Below are 24,050 nucleotides of genomic sequence, written 5' to 3' on the forward strand. Positions count from 1 at the left end.
CGGCCGCTGTTGTCTGCAGATTTCTTGATTATTACCGCTCTTCGCGGTGGAAATCCGCAGACAAAGGCGGACGCATTCGCTCCTCCAGTTCCAAACTTCCCCTCCATCCCTTTTCCCTTTTGAGTTTTTCAAATTTCGTTCTATATACTTAATATTTAATCATATAAAGGGTGATTTCGTCCCGGTTGTGGAACAACTGCTTGGCCCGCTGAATTTGCATCCGTTCACTCTCGAACATAGCGATAATTTCCTTGATTACCGCCATCGGCTTCTTATGCATCAGCTTCACAGTGACAATAGCCGTTCCACCGGGCGACAGACTGTGCAGCAGCCCGGTGACCAGCTTGGCCATCAGCTTGGGGCTCCAGCTCATATCGCAGACGAGCAGGTCAAATTCATTATCCTGGAATTTCACGTCTCCGGCATTTTTGCGCAGGATCTTCAGCCCAGGATTCTTGCGGAGCGACTCGTGCATGAGCGCCGGGTCCACGGCAGTCACCTTAAGCCCCCGCTCCAGCAGAAACGAGGTCCAGCCGCCGGGAGAGGCACCGATATCCACAGCATTCCGGAAGCTGCAGAACGGAATCGCGAACTCCTTTTCCGCCTCCATCAGCTTGAACTTCGCCCGGGATATCTGTCCATCCTCTTTGCGGAAGCGGATCATGCCTCCATTCCAGCTTGACAGATTTTCCTCTGGACGGGATACACCCGCATACAGCGCCCCGCCGTCCGCATAAACGGAAATGACCCAGGCCGGGTCCTGGACGGTGAACTCAGCGCCCAGGTCCTGCAGCCGCTCCTGAAGCCATTCGCGCAGCTCCCCCGGACTGTCCGGCCAGAAGGAGCTGTGGCCTTTGCGGACATGCAGCGCCACCTTCTCACCTTCAAGCCCGCTGCGCCGGCTCAGGTAGACAGCCAGCCGGTCCAGCGCAGACAGGTCCCCCTGGTCCTGAAACTGCACCGGCTGAATATGCCGCAGGAAGATCGGCGGCTGGCCGGCCAATACCCGCGACACTTCTTCAGGCTCCGCTTCAAGTGTGGCCAGGAAAATTTCGCCCGGCAGTAATAGCGTGCTCTTCACCGCACCGAACAGGCGGCGGAGCTCCTCCTGTGCATATGGAGCAAAACCGTGGTTAGCGGTGCAAATATACCGCGAATATGCTTTTCCTTCCGGGGCAGAGGCCTGCCCGGGAGTTGCTTCAGTAAAATCGTTCAAAGGATTGAGCCTCCAGGTCTTATTTTAATCCAGGGACGACCGCTATCCCATTCAATATCAGCTGGAATATCATAGGTAGCCAAGATCATTTCTTTCGTCAGCACTTCTTCTTTGGGACCGGAGCCGGCCAGCTTGCCGTCCCGGATCAGAGCCACATGCGTAAACAGCGGCACAATCTCTTCAACATGATGTGTGACATATACAACAGATACATCACGCTGCTTCAGCTTGTCAATCTCCGCCAGCATCTTTTCGCGTTCATACAGGTCAAGTCCGGCGCAGGGCTCATCCAGGATGAGCAGCTTCGGCTCAGCCATCAGGCAGCGTGCCAGCATCGCCTTTTTGCGTTCCCCTTGAGACAAGGTTCCAAACGGATGGTAAGCCAACTCCCCAAGATTCATGTCCTCCAGCAGCCGGATCGCCTGATCGTGAACGGCACGCGGAATATCCTGGTAGAAACGCAGGTAGGCGTAGGCACCCGTAGCGACAACCTCCCAAACGGGATCGGTCAGCGATAGCTTTTCCATCAATGACGGTCCGATATAGCCGATCTCCTTGCGCACTTCGCGCAGATCACACTGGCCGTATTTATAACCAAGCACCTCGACGGAACCCTTGCTCGGAAACAGGTAGCCGGTCATCATCTCCAGCAATGTTGTTTTGCCTGAGCCGTTGCGGCCCAGAATCACCCAGTTTTCGCCTTGCTTCATTTCCAGCGACACATCGTCCAGAATCAGGCTTTGCTCCCTGCGAAGGGTCAGATGTTGTAAAGATATCATTTATGAGGTCACACTCCTTATGTAGTCCAGCACCCGTTCCACAGAGCCCATTGAATAATAAATGTGTGGAGCCTTGCTCCGGTCTGCGGGGGCAACCAGCAATGCAGGCACACTGGAGATCCGGTAAGTATTCACCAGCATTGGCAGCATGTTCACGTTGCCTGCAGCGATCAACAGCTCTTTCGGCAGCAGATGCTCTGCGACCTCCAGCATCCGGCGGGCAGCTTTACAGGTTCCGCACAGCGGAGTATAGAAAAATACCACCAGCGGCTCCCCCTTCCGCTCCAGCGCCTCCAGCAGTTCCTGCTGATTCATCTCCTTCATCGCCTGCCCCCCTTGTCGGCAATCTCCAGAAGTCCGGATATGAACAGGCTGATCATAGCTGCACCTCTGCTTCATACCATTTGCGTACTGCGGCAATTTCCTGCCGGTGTGTTCCGTCGGGTCCCTTCCCGGTCTCCAAGGCAATAGCCGTCCGGCCAAAAGGTTTCGCAGTCAGCAGCGTCCGCAAGCCCGCGTCACCGATACAGCCTTTGCCGATCTGGGCATGCCTGTCCTTGCGCAAGCCGAACGCATACATGGAATCGTTCAGATGTACGGCCGTAAGATGCGGCCAGTAGCCAAGCGATTCCCCACGCTGCAGGAATTCCCCCGTATGCTGCGGGTTCCATATTCCGGCGGAGAACGCATGGCAGGTGTCCAGGCAAAACCCGATTTTCTCCGGATAACGGCTGAGCTCACGGATTTTGACCAGCTCTTCCAGTGTCATGCCTTCCTTGCCGTGATTGCCGGCCTGGTTTTCTATCAGGAGCTTGGCCTGCCCGTCCCAGCCTTTCAGCGTATCATTTATACATTGTATAATATTTTGGTAGCCTTGCAATGGCTCGGTCCCGGAGAAATGTCCAAAATGAACCACAATGCCCAGCGAACCGCAGGCTTCGGCAATCTCCAGGTCGTTGAGCAGCGATGCCACCATTACCGGCCGGGGTGTCGCCCCTTCACTGGCCGCTGCCAGATTAGTGGGATAAGGGGTATGCGCAATGGACACCATTCCCTTCTCCCGGCAAAAAGCGGCACAACTGGCGGCATCCCGCCGGTCGAGCGGCTTCACGCGCAAACTGCGCGGATTCTTTGGAAAATATTGAAAACATGTCGCACCGCTCTCCCAGGCGAACCGGGCAGCCTGCCCGTATCCGCCGCGAATGCTGACATGTGCCCCGATTTTGGGACTACTCGTCATGCTGGCAGTCCGGGCAATAAAACACTTTACGGCCGGACAGCTCTATTTTGACAATCGTTCCCCCACAGCGCAGGCAAGGTTCGCCTTCACGGTCGTACACTTTACACTTATCATTATAAGAACCGGTAACTGTATCTCCGGTCATGAACGGCATTTCCATATACCCGCCGGTTTCAGTGGCCTCTGTCAGCACCTTGCGGACACTGTCATACAGCCGTGCCACTGCTTCCGGCGTCAGGTTCTGCACCAGCGTCGTCGGCAGGAGCCCGGCCTCAAAAGCAATTTCATCCGCATAACAGTTGCCGATCCCCGCCATCACCTGCTGGTTGACCATCAGGCTCTTCAGTGCGCCACGGCGCCCTTTCAGCAGACCCGCGAAGCGTTCAGGAGTCATGCGGCGGTCCAGCAGCTCCGGTCCCAGCTTGCCCATTGCCGCCTCGCCTTCCTTGACGGACAGCAGATGAAGATATCCAAGTCGCAATCCCATGAAATACAGGATATGATCTCCAAAAGCAAGCTCAACCTGTGTAGAGCGCTCAGGCCGCTCTGCCTCCGTACCGTAAAACAGCAATCCGCCCAGCATCAGATGCAGCAGCAGCCTGCGGCCATCGTGAAGATGGAACAGGATATGCTTGGCACGGCGCTCCACAAATACAATGCGTGCGCCAAGGAGAGCTTGGGTGAATTCCGGGGTCTCCATGTTGATGGTTTTCTCCCGGTTTACGGTTACGCCCGTAATCGGAACATTTATAAGATGCTGGCTGAGCAGCTTTCGGTAATTCTCCATTTCCGGCAATTCCGGCATATTGGCATCTTCCCTTCGAAGGTATCATAGATAAGTAAACAGCACACCTTTGACATTATACACCGAGTGTTACCATAAGTTCAGCTAAATCAGCACAAATTTCATCCGGCTCCACTCCGGTCAGGCGCTGATAGTCCTCCAGATTATCCCTTGTAGTCAGCCCGGTCAATACCAGAATGGTCCGGCAGCCTGCACGGGCTCCTGCGGAAATGTCTGTCCGCATGTTGTCCCCGACCACAACGGCCTCGCCCGGATCAATCCCCATCAGCGATGTAGCATACGCAATGAGATGCGCTTCGGGTTTGCCGATGACAACGGGCGGAATCCCGCTTGCCGCTTCAATTGCAGCTCCCAGTGAACCTGCTCCTGGCATGACACCGTCATCGGAAGGAAGCATCAGGTCCGGATTCGTCAGTACAAACTTCGCCCCCTCGCGGACCCAGCGGGAAGCCATTGCCAGGGAATCGTATGTAAAAGACCGGTCAATGCCTTGTACAACATATTCCGGTGCTTCGCTCACCAAACGGAGTCCGGCTTCGCGGCAAGCCTGAATCAATCCCTCTTCCCCAAGTATCGCCACGGTTGCTCCCGGCGATTCCCCGGCGATGTAGCGGGCTGCAGCCAATGATGAAGTGCACACCTCCTGAGCTTCTGCTTCGATGCCCATTGCGCACAGATGCGCCGCCACACTCGCCGGGGTCCGCGAAGAATTGTTCGTTACGAACATAAAAGGAATCCCTGCCGTACGCAGTGCGGCGACAAGCAGATCTGCCCCTTGAATCATCCGGCCTCCATGATATAGAGTTCCATCCAAATCGATCAACAATCCTCCAACATGGTCCATTGTGTTCGCCCCCATTACAGCGGATTTTCTTTTAATCACATTAATTATTATTGATATTAAATTTATTCACCAGCAGTTATCCCAGGAAAATGCCCATGACCTGCTCATCAATTATTGCCGGCTTCATGCTCATTTCTCGACGGGCAGACACCGTTGATTTTTCGCCAATTTCTCTACTGCTTCGTTGCTTTTTCATCCAGCTAATCCTTTAAATTTAACACACTTCGTCGAAAGCTAGCGAACCCCTGACGGGGCCGTCTTTTTTTGGCATGCCCCTGTCATTTCCTGCGCTTTCCCGGAAAATAATTCACTTTCCCGGGTCATTTCCCGGCGTTCTCCGGTACACGGGAAAGGTGCAGAATTCCTCGGCCAGCAATGTCTGCGGAAAGATTTCCTGCGCCTCCGCCAGCAGCGGAAGCAGCTCTTCCTGCGTAGTATAACGAGAACTGAAGTGGGTAAGCAGCAGTTCACGCCCTCCTGCATCACGCGCCAGCTCAGCGGCCTGCCGGGCTGTGCTGTGATGATATTGATGAGCCATCTCCTTCAGATCATGGCCAAAGGTCGCCTCATGGATAATCAGATCTGCATCCAATGCAAGCGGCAAGGTCCCTTGGCAGGGTCTGGTATCGCCCAGCACAGTTACAATCCGTCCACGCTTTGGAGCATTGACCACCTCCGCTGCGCGGATCAGAACGCCTTCCTCGGTCGTTACATCCTGCCCTTTTTTCAAAAGGCCATAGAGCGGCCCCGGCTTCAGACCAAAGCTCAGCAGCAGCTCCTTATTCAGATTGCCGGGGCTGTCTTTCTCCGTCACCCGGTAGCCGTAGCTGTCAATCCGGTGCTCCAGCAGTCCGGCCTCCACCTTAAAGCCGTCATCCTCGAAGATAAGTCCCCCGCTATGCTCAACAATCTCCAGCGGGTAAGGAATGCGGGACTGGCTGACGGACAAGGAGATGTCCAGATAGGCTTTGAGACCAGGCGGTCCATACACAGTGAGCGGGCCGGTGCCGCCCTGATACCCGCGGCTGGACAATAGACCCGGCAAGCCGAACAGGTGGTCACCGTGCAGATGGGTAATGAATAGCTTCTCCAGCTTCCCCAGCCGCAGCGGGGAACGGAGAACCTGGTGCTGTGTACCTTCTCCGCAATCGAACATCCAGAAGCTGCGCCGCTCTTCCAGCAGGCGGAGTGCAACCGAGGTTACATTCCGCTGCAGCGTCGGTACCCCGGCATTGGTACCCAAAAAGTATATTTCCATAGTGCTCCTCCTCTCTTCATTTTACCCGGGAATCATTCATGTTCCCTTCAACTGAATCTCATGAAGAGAATTTTACCCTTTTTAGGACAAAAAAGCATCTTTCGGTCCCCTGTAAGCTCCAGCAAAAAACCTCCCGGTTACGGGAGGTTCCGCTCTGAAGGATGTTGTCCCTACAGAAGGAGTGTATGGGAAGGGAAGCTTACTGCTTCTCCACATTAAAATATTGCGCTTCAGGATGGGCGAACACCATCGCCGACACCGAAGCCTCCGGCTCCATCATGAAGCCTTCGGTAAGCTCGACACCGATATCTCCGGGCGACATCAGCTTGAACAGCGGCCCCTGATCCTCCAGATCCGGGCAAGCCGGATACCCAAAGGATACACGAATGCCCTGATAGCGGGCTCCGTGTCTCTGCTTCATCGTCATATCCGCCGGGTCCGGGAATCCCCAGGTATCCCGCATCATATGATGGACACGTTCCGCCAAACCTTCTGCGACCTCCAGCGCCACCGCCTGCAGGGCATGGGAGCGGAGATAATCGCCTTTATCCCTCAGCTCGGCTGACATTTCACGTATACCGTGACCGGCAGTCACTACCAGGAAGCCGACATAATCCATAATTCCGCTGTCCACGGATTTCAGGAAGTCAGCCAGACATAGATATGGCTCAACATTCTGGCGCGGGAACGTGAAGGTATGAAGTACCGTGGCTGTATCCTGCGGATCATAGATAAGAATATCATTCCCCTTGGATTGCGCCGGGAAAAATTGATACATGGCATGCGGAGTCATCGTCCCCTCCAGCATGGCATGATGGAGAATTTCATCCACAGTCTCCTTCAGTTCGACTGTGCGCGGGTCACCGGCGGCAAGCTGGGCTTCCACGGAGCCCTTCAGTCCAAGATGATGACCCAGCAGCATCTGCATATTCACATAGGGGATGATATGCCCGAGCGGATAATTGCGCAGGACATGCCGTTCCAGATCGGGAGGTGTAAACACAGGCGCATCCGGCGAAATCTTCGAACGGACGGCTCTGGTCAGCACTGGAAGCTCCTGCTGCGGAGCGACAGCTACAGCGGCCTCCGCTTCGAGGCGAACCTCTTCTTCGATCTTGACCCGTTCCTCCGGATTCATCAGCCGGTTGGCGATATCCAGACCGTCCATGGCATCTTTGGCATAGAGCACCAGCCCGTCATATTCCGGACGGATACGCGTCTTGGTGAACTTGCGGGTCAACGCCGCACCGCCAACCATGATCGGCACATCGATACCGGCGGTGCGCAAATCCTGGGCAGTCAGCACCATCTGCTGGGCCGACTTCACAAGCAGGCCGGACAGCCCGATCGCATCGGCTTTTTCCCGCCGGAATGCTTCGATGATACTCTCCGGTGGTACTTTTATACCCAAATTGATAATCTCGTAACCATTATTGGAGAGAATGATCTCCACCAGATTTTTGCCGATGTCATGTACATCGCCCTTAACGGTTGCCAGCATGATCTTGCCCTTAACCGAGGTTTCATCTTTCTGCATGAACTGCTCCAGATGGCTGACTGACGCCTTCATCACTTCAGCGCTTTGCAGCACCTCCGCTACAATCAGCTCATTGTTGTTGAACAGCCTTCCGACTTCGGACATTCCCGCCATCAGCGGACCGTTAATGATCTCAAGCGGTCCTGACTTGGTTAGAGCCTCGTTGAGATCAGGGATCAAACCTTCCTTTGTCCCCTCCACCACATAGGATGCGAGGCGCTCTTCCAGAGAGAGATTGGAGATCTTCTCTTTCTTCTCCACCTTCTTACCGCGAAAAGCGGCTACAAAGGCGGAGAGTGTATCATCATTCGTATTATAGATCAGCTGCTCGGCCAGATAACGTTCTTGTTCAGGAATGGAAGCATAGCGTTCTACCTTCTCGGTATTCACAATGGCATAATCCAGTCCGGCTTTGGTGCATTCATAGAGGAACACGGAGTTAAGAACCTCGCGCCCCGCCTCAGGCAGACCAAACGAAACGTTGCTGATGCCCAGAATCGTATGCACTTCAGGAAGTGCTTCCTTGATCAGCCGGATACCGTCAATTGTCTCCTTGGCGGAGCCGATATATTGCTCATCCCCGGTACCTACCGGGAATACCAGCGTATCAAAAATCAGGTCCTCCGGGGCTAGTCCATATTTATTAACCAGCAGTTCATAAGAACGTTTGGCAACATTCAGCTTATCTGCAGCTTTTATAGCCTGCCCTGACTCGTCAATGGTCCCCACAACAATCGCCGCGCCATACTTATGAATCAATGGTGTGACCAGCTCGAACTTCTCTTCGCCATCTTCAAGGTTAATGGAGTTAATGATTGCTTTACCCTGGCTGTACTGCAGCGCCAGATCAATCACCTTCGGATCGGTGGTATCAATCATTAGCGGAACTTTGACCTTTTTGACTACCAGCTCCAGAAACTTCGTGATATCTGCACTCTCATCGCGGTCAGGGTCCTGCACACAGACGTCAATCACCTGCGCACCGTTCTTCACCTGGGCCCGGGCGATTTCAGAGGCCTCCTCATATTTGCCTTCCACGATCAGCCGTTTGAACTTCCGCGAGCCGAGCACATTCGTGCGTTCACCGACCATGTAAGGGCGGTTGTCGCTCTCGATATATACAGGTTCTATCCCCGAAAGCGCAGGCGGATGCTGCCCGTCGAGTCCCCGGGGCGGATATTCCGCCAACACCTCAGCCATTGCGCGGATATGATCCGGCGTTGTCCCGCAGCAGCCTCCGGCAATATTCAGCCAGCCCTTCTCCGCAAATCCCGCAAGCTTGCGGGCAAGCGAATCCGGCGACTCATGATAATTGCCGTTCTCATCAGGCAGTCCCGCATTCGGATAGCAGCTCACCGCTGCGGAGGAGATCGCCGAGAGGGAACGGATATGATCGCGCATAAACTCCGGTCCGGTCGCACAATTGAGGCCGATGGAGATCGGCTTCAGGTGCTCAAGCGAAATGTAAAAGGCTTCAATGTTCTGGCCGGCAAGCGTAGTCCCCATAGGCTCAATTGTCCCCGATATCATAACCGGAAGGGTAATACCCGAACGTTCAAAAGCATTGCGGATACCTATGCTTCCCGCCTTCACATTCAGGGTGTCCTGGGACGTTTCGAGCAGCAGTGCGTCTACTTTGCCGTCGATCAGCGCAGCTGCCTGCTCCTCATAACTCTGCACAAGCTCCTGGAAGGTGACTCCTCCTGTTACTGAGAGGGTCTTCGTTGTCGGGCCCATAGCTCCAATCACATAGCGGGGCCGGTCAGGTGTGTCATATTTGTCTACAGCATTCCTTGCAAGTCTGGCTGCTTCGAGATTAATCTCACGCGCCCGCTGCGGAATATCATATTCAGCCAGTACAACAGAGGTAGCACCGAAAGTGTTGGTCTCAATTAAATCCGCACCGGCTTCGAGATATTTCTCGTGGATGCCCTGTATTAGCTCAGGCCGGGTAAGGACCAGCATTTCATTGCAGCCGTCAAGCTCCTCCCCGCCAAAATCGGCACCGGTTAGCGGCACCTGTTGAATCATCGTTCCCATTGCTCCGTCAAGAATCAGTATGCGCTGCTGTAAGCTTTCAGCAAGTGTGAATTTAGCCACTCTCTATCCCCCCAGTAAAACATTAGAGTAAGTTTAGCAGAATTAAAGGATTTCGAAAAGCCTTCCTTTCCTCTCTGCTTTATCTGTAATTGCTGACGGCAGATTCCGTCCAGGTTTCTATCTAATTAGGGCTGAACCACTAGCTTTTTGCTGGGCATGGAATGCTGTGTCCGTGCTGTTACATGGGAAGTCACAGTAAACTCCCCCTCGGCATCTATCGTTCCTTCAGCTTTATATATACCATCCCCTGATGACTCGCCTGTGAATTCAAGCTTTGACTCTGTATTATTGTTGCTGACGATTTCAAAAAGAACTTCTTTCGCATCATCCACCGGTTGGCCGTTTTGTGTAACCAGCGCCTCAAAGACCACCTTCTGGCCCGCTGCAACCTGCAGAGGACTCCAGGACAGTTCTACTTTTATAGGCTCCATGGACATATTTGACTCAGCATGCATATGATTCATATCCCCATTGCCACCAGAGCAGCCAGAAAGAGTTGCCGCTATGATTAACGATAACAACGCAGTCAGTTTCCTTGGTTTCAACATTTGGAGTCCTCCCAGGTTAATGGTAGATTTCATGATAATGCTGACATCTTGTGAAGCATTCTTATCTATTATACACATAATATTCGAATTATCAGTAAAGAAACCCATATTTCCGCACTATACCGTGATAATGATCACATACAAATCTTTTTTCGATAAAAATAGCCGCATCCCAAATCAGGATACGGCTTCTTGGAAGAGGTGCTATAAAGTTTCTACAAGCGGCAGGAGCTCGCTGAGATGTCCAATCTGATAATCCGGTGTAATCTCCGGGTCGGATGCTTTGCCGGTGCGGTTAATCCATACGGTTGTCAAGCCTGCTCCAAGTCCGCCAAGGATATCGGTTGTCAGTTTGTCACCCACCATAATTCCTTCCTCGGGGGTAATATCCAGCAGATTCATGGCATGTGTGAAGATTCCTTTGTCCGGCTTGCCTTTGCCAAAGTTCCCCGAAATCACCACATGGTCAAAGTAAGGAACCAGCTCCGGAACTCCGTCAAGCTTTTCCTGCTGCAATGCCGGACAACCGTTCGTCAGGAGCAGCAGCTTCACTTTCCCCTTCAGCTCATCCAGCACTTGCAGTGTTTCTTCATATATATACGGACGGCTGCGGCGTTCTGCGGCAAACTTAGCCGCCAGCGTTTCGGCAAGAGCTTCATCCTCCACACCCAGCGCGGCCAGTCCGCGGCGCCAGGATTCCTTGCGGTAGACAGGGGCAAGCTGCTCCATTTGACGGAATTCAAGCTGTTCACCGGCCGTAAAATTTCCCCACAACGCTTCAAAAGGGTTGATTCCTATCAGCTTGGTGAACGGAAATGTCTCATATGATTCATACAGATTCCTTGCTTCCCTGCGGACCGCTGCTTCCAGCTCCCGGGGATCGACGGAGTCTCCTGCTGCTTCACTGGCATAGCGGAATGCTTCTTCTACGCTCCGCTCATCCCAGAGCAGTGTGTCATCAAGGTCAAAGAGTACGGCTGAAATCGGCATTGTAGTTCTCCCTCTCCCTATGCTGGTCTATATCTTTACTATTCGTTCACTAGTTCCACATGATTCTGCTTGGCGAACTGCTCCAGACGCTCAGTCATAGCCTTAATGTCATAACGGTTGATCAGTCTTGAGAATACCCACTGTGTGCGCTTGCCTTTATACTTGATAGAGACTGTACCGCGCGTAACGGTAATTTTCTCAATATCTGCCGCCGGCAGCAGACGCTCCCGGTTATATTTAATGGTGGACAGTCTGGCGCGTTCTACCTTCAAATACGGACGGCGGAAAAACAGCAGTGCCGCAAGCAGAAAATACAGCACAACTCCCAGCCAGTTGGCAAGAATGCCGCTTCCCTTAGCTTCATCAATGGAGCCAACTACCCAGAACATAATGCCCAGCAGCATTAACACAACGGGAAATACGATGTTGCGGCCTTTGAAAACATCGCTGCTCTTGGCAGCGGCAGAAGAGGTTGAAGCATAGATGGATTCTTTCCCTTGCTTCTTGCGTTGCTTGTTTACTTGCTGTGTGTTGCGTTGAACCATTCTTTCCCAAGAACGGGCCATGTCAGTTCCCCCTAGTCATCCTAAAATATCTATGAAAAGGAACAGAGCATCATTAACTCCTGCCTTGTTGCCTTGTTCATGCTCTTATTTATCCACAATCTCAATGTTGTCGAGCTGGGCGCGGAAGTTGCTGCGGATATTGCCCAGGTAGATCTCGCGCAGCTTGGCTCTTTCCGCAAGCTCCTCTTCATTCAGGCCGTCACTCTTCTGTTTGCGCGCCAATTCATTGATGCGGGCGACCAATTCATCAATATTCAATGTGTTTCCCTCCTCTATAAATTCATTCTAACTGTGCCATGAGAAAAAGAGCTTGTCAAGGTCTGCTCCCTGAAAGCTCTTAGCTCCATCTATAGGTACTGATTCAGTATGAATATACAGGTAAAGTAAGCACATCTCCGGCTTGGATATTGCTGTTCTCCAGGCCGCTTGTTCGTTTGATTCCTTCTATATATACAGCCGTTTTCATATCAGCCGGTTTATTCTTCAGTGCAATGCTCCATAGAGTATCCCCACGTTCAACTACGACTCTCTTTTCCTGCTTGGGCGAAGATACTGATCCTGCAAACACATTGCCCACCACCGTAAACCCTGAGATCACCAGCAGAACAATCAAAGCCAGCTTTATAATATTATCTGTCCGGATTAATGTACGATTGCGAGATATTAAAGATAAAAGCAGATTCTTAATATTTAGTCTATCCATTGAAGCTGTACGGTCTTCATGAACCTCATCGTAAATGCTGCGGTATGTGCTGTACTTTAACATATTAACCGACCTCCAAACACTTGTTCTTACTTTCGAAATCAATATAACACGAACATGTGTTTTGATCAATAGTTTTTTCGAACAATTGTTCCCTTCTTATGTACAACCCTTTTTTTGCGGATTATGACCGCTTAATTCACAAATCACCGCTATTTCCGCCTACGTTTTAGAACTTATGTTTGTACGAACGGAAGTTCTATGTTATAATTTTCCCAAACATAGTATATGGGGTTGATTCCGATGTCAAAGATTTCGAGTCGCCAACTGGCGATCCTGGAATTTATTCGTAACGAAGTCCGCAGCAAGGGTTACCCGCCTTCTGTCCGGGAAATCGGCGAAGCTGTAGGACTGGCTTCCAGCTCCACGGTACATGGCCATCTGGACCGGCTGGAGAAGAAAGGGCTCATCCGCCGCGATCCGACGAAACCGCGTGCAATAGAATTGCTGGGTCAAGAGGATTCCGAGAATGTTCATCAGTTCGTTCAGACGGTAACACGCATTCCTGTCGTTGGGAAGGTTACTGCCGGGGTACCGATTACAGCAACTGAGAATATTGAGGATTACTTTCCGCTGCCTACTCATTATGTAGGAGACAACAAAGTGTTCATGCTGTCCGTCCTTGGTGACAGTATGATAGACGCAGGCATTATGAACGGTGACTACGTGATCGTCCGCCAGCAGCAGACTGCAGATAACGGCGATATCGTGGTTGCCATGACTGAAGAAGATGAAGCAACCGTTAAGACCTTCTACAAAGAGCGCGACCACATCCGCCTCCAGCCGGAGAATCCGGCATACGAGCCTCTACGCCTGAATCGTGTCACGATTCTGGGCAGAGTTATCGGCCTATTCCGCGATATTCATTAGTTCCCCCTCTATTAAGACTGCTCCACTGGAATTGGTGGACAGTCTTTTTCCTTTTCTCCTATTAGACCTTCCCGCGTAATCTATTTTGTTCGCCATTCAGTTTCTTTCCATATGCCCTTTTCACCGGATAGGAACATTTGTTCCATCGTGCTCGCCGATACTAATTATTTCAGAACACTCCTTCCTCTCCGCTCATATCCTGGATCATAAAGGAGTGCTGATCGCGATGCCTGCCTATCGAATCATTATTGATCTGTCACAACGGATGCTGTATCTGCTCGACAATGACACTGTTATTAGAGGTTTCCCTGTAGGGATTGGTAAAATGTTAACGGTCTCTCCGGTTGGAGAATATACCATTATCAACAAACAGCGTAACCCCGGAGGCCCGTTCGGCGCCTTTTGGATGGGCCTGTCCAAACCCCATTACGGGATTCATGGAACCAATGACCCTTCCTCTATCGGCAAAATGGTCTCCCACGGCTGTATTCGTATGTACAATGAGGATGTATTGTGGCTCGCAGCTACTGTTCCAGTTGGAACCAGGGTCACCATTCGGGAATAACAAACATAAAGGACACCTATGCCAGACGCGCAGCAGCGTCCCCGCAGGGTGTCCTTCATGTTCTAACATTTATTTTGCGCACTAACAGGAAAAGTGCAGTAATATGTCGAAACTTGTACATTGGAAAATTAAATCTTGAAAGGAAGTGCCTGGTTTGAATCAATCCAAAGTCAGAACCCACGTCGATTTTAAAGTCGAAGCACTGGGTAAGCTCTCTAACCTTTTGCTGAACAATAATCATGGAGAACGCAAAGTCAATCTGCTTACCGCGTTCGGCAGCATCGAAGGCAATGTAGCTACGAATACTAGCAGCAAAGAGGATGTATTTAATTTCAAATCACTGATGGACGATGTTATCGTAGACGAATACATCTCCTACCTGGGTGCTGAGCATCCTGAAAAATCATTCAACTACAATTTTGTTGTCCTGGACAACGTGATTGTACGTCCTTTTGCCAGTTATGGGACTGTAATTGAATATAAGCAGCTTATTGTCTATGCGGATCAAATTACGGCCTTTAACTTCCTGTAAAGCTGTACAAGTACATCTCTACATATTGGAGCAATAAACGGCTTGTGCCTCCTGTGAACATCACCATGGCCCACAGACTAAAATCACGGAGGCACTCAGCTTTATTGCTGCGTCTGCTCGTATCCGAGCTCATCCAATATGCCTTCTGCCTGCGCAAGCTGAACCTCCTCGGGTTCCTTCAGCTTTCTGGCATAAACCACTGCGCTTTTAACCACTTTTTCGATCAGCCGCCGCCCCTGTTCTTTGGTAATGGACACTTCTACTCCAGAGCGTCCCACCACCTCCGCTAAGCAGAAGAATGCAATCCGCATGCTGTAATTCTCCCGGCTTAAAAAATAGAACAAATAAGGGATATTCTTCAGCAAACGATCCACCCAGTTCGTGATCTCACGGATCTGATAAATTTCTCTCCGGTCTAGCTCATACCCGTTAAAGATCAGGGTCACCTTCCCGCGCAGCCTTTTCTTTTCATACTTTTTGAACTCCCGGAGATAATTCTCCAGCCGCCCCTTCTCTACATCTTCCCTGGACACATTCAGCACAGTTATCCCTTCCGTATCCGCACTTAGTGCAGGCGTTACAGCGATATCACCAGTTTCCTGCTGCTTTGGCAGTCCCAATCGCTGCCGCAAACTCTCTTCCATTCCCGTCATCCTCCAGTTATGTAGGTTATGATACATCGCAACCTTGAAAAGGCACCCCGAAGGATGCCTTGAATTGCAGAAACTTCTGCTGCCACTCCCCAAGCTAACTATAGAACACTGCGGAGTAACCGGATTGCAGCCGTATTTAAGCGCAATGCTTCACGTATGGAAGCTCTCGCAGCCAGCAGCTCGCGTCTCGCCCGGCTGGGATTTGGCACCCGCCGCAAATTTTCATTGATTTCTTCCAGTCTCTCCAGCAAAATAGCTCTTTGCGTCAGCAGCAAATTCAGCGCTCTGCGGATTCTTGCACGCTCGCGTTCTGTCATCTTTACACCTCTTTTACGTTTGATAGTATAAGAGATGCAATTGATGCCACATTGGCATGTGCGATCAGGCAGCAAAATTGAAGACAACAAAAGAGCCGCTACTCAGCAGCTCATAAGAAGAATGGGAATACTCCCATCCAAAACAAGGCCGGGCCATCGATTATTCCTGTTTTTTCGGAACACGGACTCTGAACTCAAATCCATCCCGGCTGTAACACATTCCGGCTACTAGCACATCATCCGGGGTCCATCTCTGCACAGGTCCGGCATAGTCTGCTATAACATGCGGCTTGCCTTCGATTAACTGAACGACGTATACCTTCACTTGAGCAAGCGCAGCGGCGAACAAATCGGCATCACTCGTCAGAACTTTATACGTTGACTTCAAAAAGGCACCTCCTTATCGGCGGGTTGATACCCGCTCAGGCAATCCCCTGATTTTTTTTGGAATCTATGTATAACCAATTAACAGACTCTCCATTTCAGAGAGGAGCATTTCCATACATAGGTAGTATACAGCGGTACGGAACGATATGTAAACGAGTCAAGCTGTTTATTTTCCATAAAAAAGAGGGCATTCTGTTAATTATTTAGAATCTGGCATGAAAACAATTTTTTTAGCAAGTGTCATTTTTATGACTTGGCTTGCCTTTCCCTGCAGGATTTGGTAAGACTAATTTAGTTGAGAACAGACTGAATTGTAAGGAGGAAGCACTTTGGAGGAAATAAGAATTCAGAAAAAGGACCGCGCCGTCAGCTTTAGGGTGAGTGAGGAAGCAGGCGAATTTATCGTTTTTGACATGTCACTGTCTAATCCGGCCGGCAGCCGCACCAATTATAGCGGAAAACAGTTCCGGGAAGCCTGGAAGGCAGTAGAATCCATCCTTGGGGAAACGGCGATTCCTGACGAAATCATCAAGTATGCAAACTCATAATCCGCAGCAAAAGCCCCGGCCACGGGGCTTTTCTTTTCAACTAAAATAAAACCCTCAACGCTCAAAGCGTCAAGGGCTGATTCATCCTAGTAAAGCGTCATGTACTGATCTCTTTCCCACTCATGAACCTGGGTACGGTAGATGTCCCATTCAATTTCTTTCAGCTCGTAAAAATGAGCCAAGGCATGTTCACCGAGGGCTTCGGTAATGACATGACTGCGGATCATTTCGCCCAGCGCTTCCTTCAGATCGGACGGCAAGCTTGGAATACCTTCTTCGATCCGTTCTTCTTCGGACATCACATAGATGTTGCGGTCGATAGGAGCCGGAAGATCGAGCTGGCGCTTGATGCCGTCGAGACCTGCCTTCAACATGACAGCAAGTGCCAGGTAAGGGTTAGCCGCAGGGTCCGGGTTACGGACTTCGATGCGTGTGCTGAGTCCTCTGGAAGCTGGAATACGGATCATTGGACTGCGGTTGCTGGCAGACCATGCCACGTAGCAAGGCGCCTCATAACCTGGAACAAGACGTTTGTAGGAGTTCACTGTCGGGTTAGTGATGGCTGCAAAAGCACGTGCGTGCTTAAGAATGCCTGCCATGTAGTACCGCGCAGTTTTGCTCAGACCCAGTGTGTCGCTTTCGTCATAGAATACATTCTCATTGCCTTTGAACAAGGATTGGTGCGCGTGCATACCGGACCCGTTCATCCCAAAAAGAGGCTTAGGCATAAAAGTAGCATGCAGGCCGTGCTGGCGGGCAACCGTCTTCACGACAAGCTTAAAGGTTTGAATTTGGTCGGCAGCCTTGATGGCGTCAGCATACTTGAAATCAATCTCATGCTGGCCGGAAGCAACTTCATGGTGAGATGCTTCGATTTCGAAGCCCATCTCCTCCAGAGTCAATACGATTTCACGGCGGCAGTTCTCCCCAAGATCCATCGGCGCCAGATCAAAATATCCGCCCTGATCATTCAATTCAGTTGTGGGATTGCCTCTTTCGTCTGTTTTGAACAGGAAGAATTCCGGCTCCGGTCCAACATTCATTGCAGTGTAGCCCATTTCTTCGGCTTCCTGCAGACAACGCTTCAGAATGCCGCGCGGATCACCGGCAAAAGGTGTTCCATCAGGCATGTACACATCGCAAATCAGACGTGCTACCCGGCTGTCCGTTACCCAAGGGAAAATAACCCATGTGCTCAGATCAGGGTAGAGGTACATGTCAGATTCTTCGATCCGCACGTAACCTTCGATGGAAGAGCCATCGAACATCATTTTGTTGTCCAGCGCCTTTTCCAGCTGGCTGACAGGAATTTCAACATTCTTAATTGTACCGAGCAAATCGGTAAATTGCAGACGAATAAAACGGACATTTTCATCCTTAGCGATACGCAGGATATCTTCTTTTGAGAAGCTCACTTTACCCTCTCCCTTTCACGTCTCTTTGTATTATTTATTAAAAAACCGGGATAGCTCGCCTTGAATAAGAGACACTTGTCCCGGTCTTTTACCGGAAACCAGTTCCTGCTTCAGTAAACGGTGCAGCTGTGAATCAGACAACTCTCTACGTCTAACCTCTGTGTCAGGGGTAATGACTGTAGCTTCTTCGGATTCCTTCGAGACGGGATTCATCACCTGCTTGATGCCGGCAATATTAACCCCCTTCTCAATCAATGCCTTGATTTCCAGTAAGCGTTCCACATCATTAAACGAAAATAAACGCTGGTTGCCGGATGTGCGCGCGGGCACGATCAGACTGTGCTGCTCATAATAACGAATTTGTCTTGCCGATAAATCAGTTAACTTCATTACGATCCCTATAGGAAATAATGCCATATTTCTGCGGATTTCATCACCCATGACTCATCCAACCTTCCAATGATCTTTTTCTCATCTCATTGTACATTTCCTTATATGACGTGTCAATGGTGTGTAAGATATTCTTACAGGATTTTATGTAACCTTAAGAATTCAAGTAAAGTGAGTGTAAGCTAAAACATAACACGACCTCCGAAGTATATCACAGAGAGCGATGCACAAGCAAAAGTTACAGCGCTTTCGATGACCTTAGTTCAAGCAATAACTCAAAAGACAAAAAAAGTACCCACCAGGCTGGCCGGTGAGCAAAATTACGGGATGGTATGTACTGGTCACTCCGCAAAAAAGTTTTGTATGCAGCGGTTAAAGTTTCATGCTTCTTGATATAAAAGATGAAGCATTATATAAATCCGATTCAGCACAAATTACAGCAATTTACGGTCCCTCATGCTCTGCAGCGCCATCAAAACTCCATATTTAACGTGGGAATACGTTAATCCGCCTTGCATATAACCGATATAGGGTGCGCGGATCGGGGCATCCGCAGATAACTCCAAGCTGCCGCCCTGGATGAAGGTTCCTGCCGCCATGATGACAGGATGCTCGTAACCCGGCATATCCCACGGCTCGGGAACGACATGGCTGTCCACGGCTGCGGAACGCTGGATTCCCTGGACAAAAGCGATCAGGTGCTCTGGCCCGTCAAAAGACACGGCCTGGATCAAATCCGTCCGCGGCTCATTCCAGGCCGGCTTAGTCGTAAAGCCGCAACGCTGGAAAACGGCAGCGGCAAAGATGCTGCCTTTCACTGCCTGCCCGACCGTATGCGGGGCCATGAACAGCCCCTGGTAGAGGCCGCGCGTCGTTCCCAGCATGGCGCCTACTTCGCCGCCTATGCCTGGCGCAGTAAGCCGGTAGGCTGCAAGTTCCACAAGCTCCTGCCGCCCGAGGATGTAGCCGCCGGTTTCAGCGATACCGCCACCGGGATTTTTGATCAGGGAACCTGCTACCAGATCGGCCCCCACCTGTGGCGGCTCAAGCTTTTCTGTAAATTCGCCATAACAGTTATCCACAAAAACAATGACATCCCGTTTCAGGGATTTAACTCTCTCCACCATTTCACCGATTTCAGCAACCGTGAAGGAGGAACGCCAATCATAGCCGCGCGAGCGCTGAATGCCGATAACCTTAGTCTTGTCATTAACAGCCAGAGCTACCCCTTCCCAATCGATCTTCCCTTCAGCCGTCAAAGCCGTTTCGCGGTAGCCAATGCCGAAATCAGCCAGGGAGCCTGTCCCGTCGCCCGGTTTACCGATTACCTTGTGCAGCGTATCATAAGGTTTTCCAGTGATGTACAGCAGCTCATCTCCGGGACGCAGCACGCCAAATAGCGCCGTTGATATCGTATGTGTGCCCGAAGCAAAATGAGGCCGCACCAGCGCTGCCTCCGCTCCGAATACCTCGGCATAGACGAGATCCAGCACTTCCCGGCCCCGGTCATTGTAGGCATACCCCGTGGAGCCGGCAAAATGAAAATCGCTTACCTGCTGACGCTGGAAGGCTTCAATGACCTTCCACTGATTATGATCCACAATCCGGTCAAGCGATTTCACCGCACTTTCAATTTCCTGCTCTGCGGCCTCTGCCGCCTGTAAAATATCCTCCGCAAACACTGCCATTCCTAATGTTCTCTCCTTATCTGTACCCATCTATATAAGTTGAACTTTAGTTATACATTGTGGGGTATAGTCGTAACTGCGGGGAATGTTTGGACTTCCAGCCGCTGTTGTCCCCAGATTTCTTCAATGGAACCGCCTTTTGCGGTTGAAATCCGGTGACAAAGGCGGACGCTACCGCTCTTCCAGTTCCAAACTTCCCCTCCGCACTTCTACCCTTTTTATGAATTTTTCTAGTTCAACTTATCTAGCGATGGAAATCAATATCTGTCCAGCAAGAAGAAACGGCGGATACCCAGCCGTTTCTGAAGTAAGTCCCTTGATTCAACACAAGCCCGGATCTATTCCTGCTCCACATATTCCGCAAGCTTGTAGCTCCATTTTCCGTAATCCTCTTTATTCAGACGCACTTGATATAAAACATCATTGTCTTCCACATTCTGTTCCAGCACCTCTCCCACCCGGTAAAGCAGTGAGGAAAGATCCCCGCGGTCTCCGGGAATACGGAAGGTCAGCGTATCTCCGGCCAGCTCGTCGGCAATCATTTCCGTGATCCGGGTCAGATCGTCCGGGTTAAAGGCGCTGATCTTCAGAAACCCCGGACCCGAAGGCAGCATCTGCAGCTGCTCAGGCCGGCAAATATCACTTTTGTTAAAAAGTACGATTTGCGGTTTCCCCGCGGCCCCGAGATCCTGCAGAATAGACTGCACAACCTCCATCTGCTCCTCCCTCATGGGAGAAGAGGCATCCACCACATGCAGCACCAGATTGGCCTCATTGACCTCTTCAAGCGTTGCACGGAAGGAGGCTACCAGGTCATGCGGCAGATTCTGTATAAATCCTACGGTGTCTGTCAGGACTACTTCTTTGCCTGCGGGCAGCTGCAGCACACGCGAAGTAGGATCGAGAGTAGCGAACAGCTGGTTCTCAATGTAAACATCGGCATCTGTAAGCTGCTTAAGCAGCGTTGACTTGCCGGCGTTGGTATATCCGACCAGCGCAACCTGGACAGCGCCGCTCTTCCGCCGGCGTTCCCGGTGCAGCTCACGCGTTTTGACCACTTCGTCCAGTTGGCGTTTCAGTTCGCTGATCCGGTCACGGATATGCCGGCGGTCGGTTTCCAGCTTGCTCTCCCCCGGACCTCTGGTTCCGATTCCCCCGCCAAGCCTGGACAGATTCTTGCCATGGCCGGATAAGCGCGGCAGCAGGTAGGACAGCTGCGCCAGCTCCACCTGAATAATGCCCTCCCGCGTTTTGGCCCGGCCTGCGAAAATATCCAGAATCAGCTGAGTGCGGTCAATAATCTTCAGGTCCAGCGCCTCTTCCAGGTTCCGTACCTGGGCACCCGAGAGCTCCTGGTCAAAGATAGCCGTATTGGCCCCGAGTCCGTCAGCAGCCATCCGCAGCTCCTCTACCTTTCCTTTGCCAATGAACCACTTGGAATCCGGGGTTTCCTTGTTCTGGCGGAGGACATCCAGCACTATTACTCCGGCTGTCTCGGCCAGTTGGACCAATTCCTGCAGCGACAGCTCGGGATCAACGCCGGTGCGTTTGATTTTGTCTGTAACCAGACTGACCAGAATCGCCCGGTCCTGTATTTCTGTTTCGGTATCGTGGGTGGTGATTGCCATGAATTACATGCTCCTTGTCCTGTACACTAAGTTGTGTATCGTCCGTGGTGTAAAGCTGCCTACAGTTTAAAATCTTCTGTGCGGAGTGTCATCAGCTCCTGCTTGCCCGGGCTGTTGCTCTCATATTGATTCAGCAGCCGTACCGCTTGGGCCCGCACTGCTTTTTCTATAGAGTTGCGAACATAACGCGCGTTGCTGAAGGCATGAAGGCTCTCTGTCTTCTCCAGCAGCAGATGCTGCTTTAGTTTGAGTATGGCCTGCGGCATCAGAATATAATCGCGTTCTTTGGCCATCAGCTCCGCAATCTGCAGCAGCTGGTCTATGGTGTAATCGGGAAATTCCACCTGAATGGGGAACCGGGAGGGCAAACCGGGGTTGCTCATCAGAAAATAATCAATTTCACTGGAGTATCCCGCCAGAATCAGCACGAATTGGCTGCGGTGGTCCTCCATGGATTTGACAAGCGTGTCAATGGCCTCTTTGCCAAAATCCTTATCCCCGCCCCGGGCGAGACTGTAAGCTTCATCAATAAAAAGAATGCCCCCGAGCGCCTTTTTCACCAGGTCCCTTGTCTTCTGAGCCGTATGCCCGATATATTCGCCAACCAGATCCGCTCTTTCCACCTCGATCAGATGCCCTTTGGTCAGCACACCCATCCGCTGGAACAGCTTGGCGACAATTCTGGCTACCGTTGTCTTGCCGGTTCCGGGATTCCCCTTGAAAACCATATGATACGCCTGGCCGCCGCTGGCAAGTCCCGCATCGCTGCGCATCTTGGCGATCTGCAGCAGGGCATAGATCTCGAATACCAGCTCCTTGATATTTTCCAACCCTACGAGTGCATCCAGTTCCCGGTTAAGCTCCTGAAACCATTCACTGTGTCCGTTGTTTTTTGGGGGTGCGGCCTGAGCAAGACTGTCTGCAGCCGCGTGGCTTGCCGCTGGTGTATCCTGATTCCGCAGTACAATATTGATTTGTCGTGACGGTCTGCCTTCCTCCCGTCCGCTTGCCGCCGCTACGCGTCCGTTCACCTTGTTCACCTCATTATCCAGGGCTGACTTTATCTATACCTTATATCAAGTCTATTCCGCTAATTAAGGTCTTATTAGCAGTTTCAGAAACTTCCGGACAAATAGAGGCACAGGAATCAGGAAAGCAGCGCCGGTGTTGACTTTTCACAGAAAAAGCTGCTGCATTTTCCATTTCGTATAGGCCAGAATTTCACGGGTCTTGTACTTCAGCATCGACATCACCTGTGAATCGGTAAGCCCCAGCTCAGGACGGTTGTAATTGAGTTCCCGGGCAATCTCAAGCGCGCGCTGTCCGTGAAAAGTATGTGTAATAATGACTGCTGTGTTTAAGTCTTTGGATTTCATCAGCTTTTGACTAAACCGGAGATTCTCATAAGTGCTGGTAGACTTGTCCTCCAGAATGATAGCGTTCTCCGGAACTCCCTGCTCCACCAGATAGTTCTTCATTCCCTCTGCTTCGGTATATTTATAATCAACCCGGTCCAGACCGCCAGATACAATAAACCGGGGGAATTTGCCTTCCCGGTATAGTTCCAGCCCATAGTCAAGCCTTTCCTGTAGTCCGGGGCTGGGCTTGTCTCCCCACATCGCCATACCAAGAATAATGCCCACATCCGCTTCCTGCATAGGATTCGTCGTTGCTGCGCTGTTGATCCGGCCAAAGACTGACGCGCACCAGAGCAATCCTGCGGCGATACAGACCACCAGTACAATGAGCAGATTGCGCTTCATCCGGGAACGACGGCCTTTGCGCGATACTTTGCGAATCGGGGATGAACCTCTTTGATAGACATACCAATCCATTTTTTATTTCCTCCTGAATTCTCCGTGATGGAACAATTCGGCACGATGCTTCAAGGAAAGGGAGAAATAAGGAAAAGCATGAGCATCTATGCTGCGAAGAATACTGCTTGCTGTAGCCCAGGCCAAATTATAGTCACTGTCCGTAATATCCTCACGTTCCAGGGCTTCCTCCAGCTCGTCCTCATCCAGCAGAAATACCTCTCCATTCCACAGCACCACAACATCCAGATACAGATCATCGAACCAGGGCACGCCTTGGTCGGTGACCCCTTGAACCTTGCAGGTGTCAATGTACCACTGCACGATGTTTTGCCGCTCGTCGAACATTGCCGTCACAATATAGTGGCTGTCTTTGGGAAAATACTGCAGCCATGAGTACCCTTTGTCCGCTATGCGGTATGTATGCCTGCCGTAGCTCTTCCACAGCGGTTCCTTCAGCCCATAAATGGTATACAGGGTGATGTATCCGCTGAATTCCCGGCTCTCCACATAACGGCAGGCAAAATGGCGGCGCGTAATCCGGCGCCAGTTGGCCCGGTCTCCGAATTTACGTTTCATATGAATGACCCTCTCAAG

At 51.2% G+C, this 24,050-nt stretch carries 27 protein-coding genes; 4 read left to right on the plus strand and 23 right to left on the minus strand.

Annotation, left to right across the window (positions count from 1 at the left end; genetic code table 11):
* Positions 1-148: 148 nt before the first annotated feature.
* The 13 genes from PRIO_RS18815 to PRIO_RS18870 form a co-directional block, all read right to left on the minus strand.
* Entirely contained in the window at positions 149-1,216 is a 1,068-nt protein-coding gene (locus tag PRIO_RS18815) for an SAM-dependent methyltransferase (RefSeq protein ID WP_020431177.1), read from the minus strand.
* Positions 1,213-1,995, minus strand: a complete 783-nt coding sequence (locus tag PRIO_RS18820) for an ABC transporter ATP-binding protein (protein WP_020431175.1) — start codon at positions 1,993-1,995, stop codon at positions 1,213-1,215. The genes PRIO_RS18815 and PRIO_RS18820 overlap by 4 nt, the downstream gene beginning before the upstream one ends.
* A complete protein-coding gene (locus PRIO_RS18825) occupies positions 1,996-2,319 on the minus strand; it encodes a thioredoxin family protein (RefSeq protein WP_020431174.1) in 324 nt (107 codons plus the stop codon). It lies immediately after the preceding gene.
* A 52-nt stretch (positions 2,320-2,371) separates the two neighbouring features.
* The gene (locus tag PRIO_RS18830) at positions 2,372-3,235 is read right to left on the minus strand and encodes a deoxyribonuclease IV (protein ID WP_046504096.1); all 864 of its coding nucleotides are present in this window, start codon (positions 3,233-3,235) and stop codon (positions 2,372-2,374) included.
* Positions 3,225-4,040, minus strand: a complete 816-nt coding sequence (locus PRIO_RS18835) for an Fpg/Nei family DNA glycosylase (protein ID WP_020431170.1) — start codon at positions 4,038-4,040, stop codon at positions 3,225-3,227. Before PRIO_RS18835 ends, PRIO_RS18830 begins: the two co-directional genes overlap by 11 nt.
* Positions 4,041-4,095: 55 nt before the next feature.
* Positions 4,096-4,884, minus strand: a complete 789-nt coding sequence (locus tag PRIO_RS18840; protein ID WP_020431168.1) for a TIGR01457 family HAD-type hydrolase — start codon at positions 4,882-4,884, stop codon at positions 4,096-4,098.
* A 307-nt stretch (positions 4,885-5,191) separates the two neighbouring features.
* Complete coding sequence (gene rnz, locus PRIO_RS18845) at positions 5,192-6,142, minus strand: ribonuclease Z (protein ID WP_020431166.1); 951 nt, start codon at positions 6,140-6,142, stop codon at positions 5,192-5,194.
* A 199-nt stretch (positions 6,143-6,341) separates the two neighbouring features.
* Positions 6,342-9,719 carry a methionine synthase gene (metH, locus tag PRIO_RS18850; protein ID WP_407944499.1) on the minus strand — a complete coding sequence of 1,126 codons (3,378 nt, stop codon included), beginning with the start codon at positions 9,717-9,719 and terminating at the stop codon, positions 6,342-6,344.
* Between the two features lie 185 nt (positions 9,720-9,904).
* Positions 9,905-10,327, minus strand: a complete 423-nt coding sequence (locus tag PRIO_RS18855) for a FixH family protein (protein ID WP_231869717.1) — start codon at positions 10,325-10,327, stop codon at positions 9,905-9,907.
* Between the two features lie 204 nt (positions 10,328-10,531).
* Complete coding sequence (locus PRIO_RS18860) at positions 10,532-11,317, minus strand: HAD family hydrolase (RefSeq protein ID WP_020431161.1); 786 nt, start codon at positions 11,315-11,317, stop codon at positions 10,532-10,534.
* A gap of 38 nt (positions 11,318-11,355) precedes the next feature.
* On the minus strand, positions 11,356-11,883 hold the full coding sequence (locus PRIO_RS18865; RefSeq protein WP_020431159.1) for a hypothetical protein: 528 nt from the start codon (positions 11,881-11,883) through the stop codon (positions 11,356-11,358).
* Between the two features lie 84 nt (positions 11,884-11,967).
* Positions 11,968-12,141: a DUF896 domain-containing protein gene (locus PRIO_RS34960; protein WP_082118126.1), complete on the minus strand. Its 174-nt coding sequence runs from the start codon at positions 12,139-12,141 to the stop codon at positions 11,968-11,970.
* Between the two features lie 103 nt (positions 12,142-12,244).
* On the minus strand, positions 12,245-12,649 hold the full coding sequence (locus PRIO_RS18870; protein ID WP_046504100.1) for a LysM peptidoglycan-binding domain-containing protein: 405 nt from the start codon (positions 12,647-12,649) through the stop codon (positions 12,245-12,247).
* Positions 12,650-12,889: 240 nt separating this feature from the next.
* Between PRIO_RS18870 and lexA the strand changes: the two genes are divergently transcribed.
* The 3 genes from lexA (at position 12,890) to PRIO_RS18885 (ending at position 14,613) form a co-directional block, all read left to right on the plus strand.
* Positions 12,890-13,516, plus strand: a complete 627-nt coding sequence (gene lexA / locus PRIO_RS18875; RefSeq protein ID WP_020431149.1) for a transcriptional repressor LexA — start codon at positions 12,890-12,892, stop codon at positions 13,514-13,516.
* A 226-nt stretch (positions 13,517-13,742) separates the two neighbouring features.
* On the plus strand, positions 13,743-14,081 hold the full coding sequence (locus tag PRIO_RS18880; RefSeq protein WP_020431148.1) for a L,D-transpeptidase: 339 nt from the start codon (positions 13,743-13,745) through the stop codon (positions 14,079-14,081).
* A gap of 154 nt (positions 14,082-14,235) precedes the next feature.
* Complete coding sequence (locus PRIO_RS18885) at positions 14,236-14,613, plus strand: hypothetical protein (RefSeq protein WP_020431147.1); 378 nt, start codon at positions 14,236-14,238, stop codon at positions 14,611-14,613.
* 101 nt (positions 14,614-14,714) lie between these two features.
* On the opposite strand, the gene PRIO_RS18890 is transcribed toward PRIO_RS18885, so the two are convergent.
* The 3 genes from PRIO_RS18890 to PRIO_RS18900 form a co-directional block, all read right to left on the minus strand.
* Positions 14,715-15,257 carry a hypothetical protein gene (locus PRIO_RS18890; RefSeq protein ID WP_020431145.1) on the minus strand — a complete coding sequence of 181 codons (543 nt, stop codon included), beginning with the start codon at positions 15,255-15,257 and terminating at the stop codon, positions 14,715-14,717.
* A gap of 107 nt (positions 15,258-15,364) precedes the next feature.
* Complete coding sequence (locus PRIO_RS18895) at positions 15,365-15,583, minus strand: hypothetical protein (protein ID WP_046504105.1); 219 nt, start codon at positions 15,581-15,583, stop codon at positions 15,365-15,367.
* 160 nt (positions 15,584-15,743) lie between these two features.
* Positions 15,744-15,971 carry a hypothetical protein gene (locus PRIO_RS18900; protein WP_020431142.1) on the minus strand — a complete coding sequence of 76 codons (228 nt, stop codon included), beginning with the start codon at positions 15,969-15,971 and terminating at the stop codon, positions 15,744-15,746.
* Between the two features lie 328 nt (positions 15,972-16,299).
* Here PRIO_RS18900 and PRIO_RS18905 point away from each other — a divergent pair, with 328 nt between their 5' ends.
* On the plus strand, positions 16,300-16,518 hold the full coding sequence (locus PRIO_RS18905; RefSeq protein WP_020431140.1) for a hypothetical protein: 219 nt from the start codon (positions 16,300-16,302) through the stop codon (positions 16,516-16,518).
* Positions 16,519-16,604: 86 nt separating this feature from the next.
* Here PRIO_RS18905 and glnA read toward each other — a convergent pair whose 3' ends face one another.
* The 7 genes from glnA to PRIO_RS18940 form a co-directional block, all read right to left on the minus strand.
* The gene (glnA, locus tag PRIO_RS18910; protein ID WP_020431139.1) at positions 16,605-17,933 is read right to left on the minus strand and encodes a type I glutamate--ammonia ligase; all 1,329 of its coding nucleotides are present in this window, start codon (positions 17,931-17,933) and stop codon (positions 16,605-16,607) included.
* A gap of 30 nt (positions 17,934-17,963) precedes the next feature.
* Positions 17,964-18,374 (minus strand): MerR family transcriptional regulator, encoded by a 411-nt coding sequence (locus tag PRIO_RS18915; RefSeq protein WP_019910684.1) that lies wholly within the window; start codon positions 18,372-18,374, stop codon positions 17,964-17,966.
* 383 nt (positions 18,375-18,757) lie between these two features.
* Complete coding sequence (locus PRIO_RS18920) at positions 18,758-20,011, minus strand: methionine gamma-lyase family protein (protein ID WP_046504112.1); 1,254 nt, start codon at positions 20,009-20,011, stop codon at positions 18,758-18,760.
* 338 nt (positions 20,012-20,349) lie between these two features.
* On the minus strand, positions 20,350-21,639 hold the full coding sequence (gene hflX / locus PRIO_RS18925; protein ID WP_020431133.1) for a GTPase HflX: 1,290 nt from the start codon (positions 21,637-21,639) through the stop codon (positions 20,350-20,352).
* Between the two features lie 59 nt (positions 21,640-21,698).
* Positions 21,699-22,670, minus strand: coding sequence for an AAA family ATPase (locus PRIO_RS18930; RefSeq protein WP_046504114.1), 972 nt, complete (start codon positions 22,668-22,670; stop codon positions 21,699-21,701).
* 144 nt (positions 22,671-22,814) lie between these two features.
* Positions 22,815-23,474: a YdcF family protein gene (locus tag PRIO_RS18935; protein WP_052741488.1), complete on the minus strand. Its 660-nt coding sequence runs from the start codon at positions 23,472-23,474 to the stop codon at positions 22,815-22,817.
* 3 nt (positions 23,475-23,477) lie between these two features.
* A complete protein-coding gene (locus tag PRIO_RS18940) occupies positions 23,478-24,032 on the minus strand; it encodes a ribonuclease FAU-1 family protein (protein WP_020431125.1) in 555 nt (184 codons plus the stop codon).
* Positions 24,033-24,050 lie beyond the last annotated feature (18 nt).

Source organism: Paenibacillus riograndensis SBR5 (genome assembly GCF_000981585.1).
Classification (GTDB): domain Bacteria; phylum Bacillota; class Bacilli; order Paenibacillales; family Paenibacillaceae; genus Paenibacillus_AQ; species Paenibacillus_AQ riograndensis.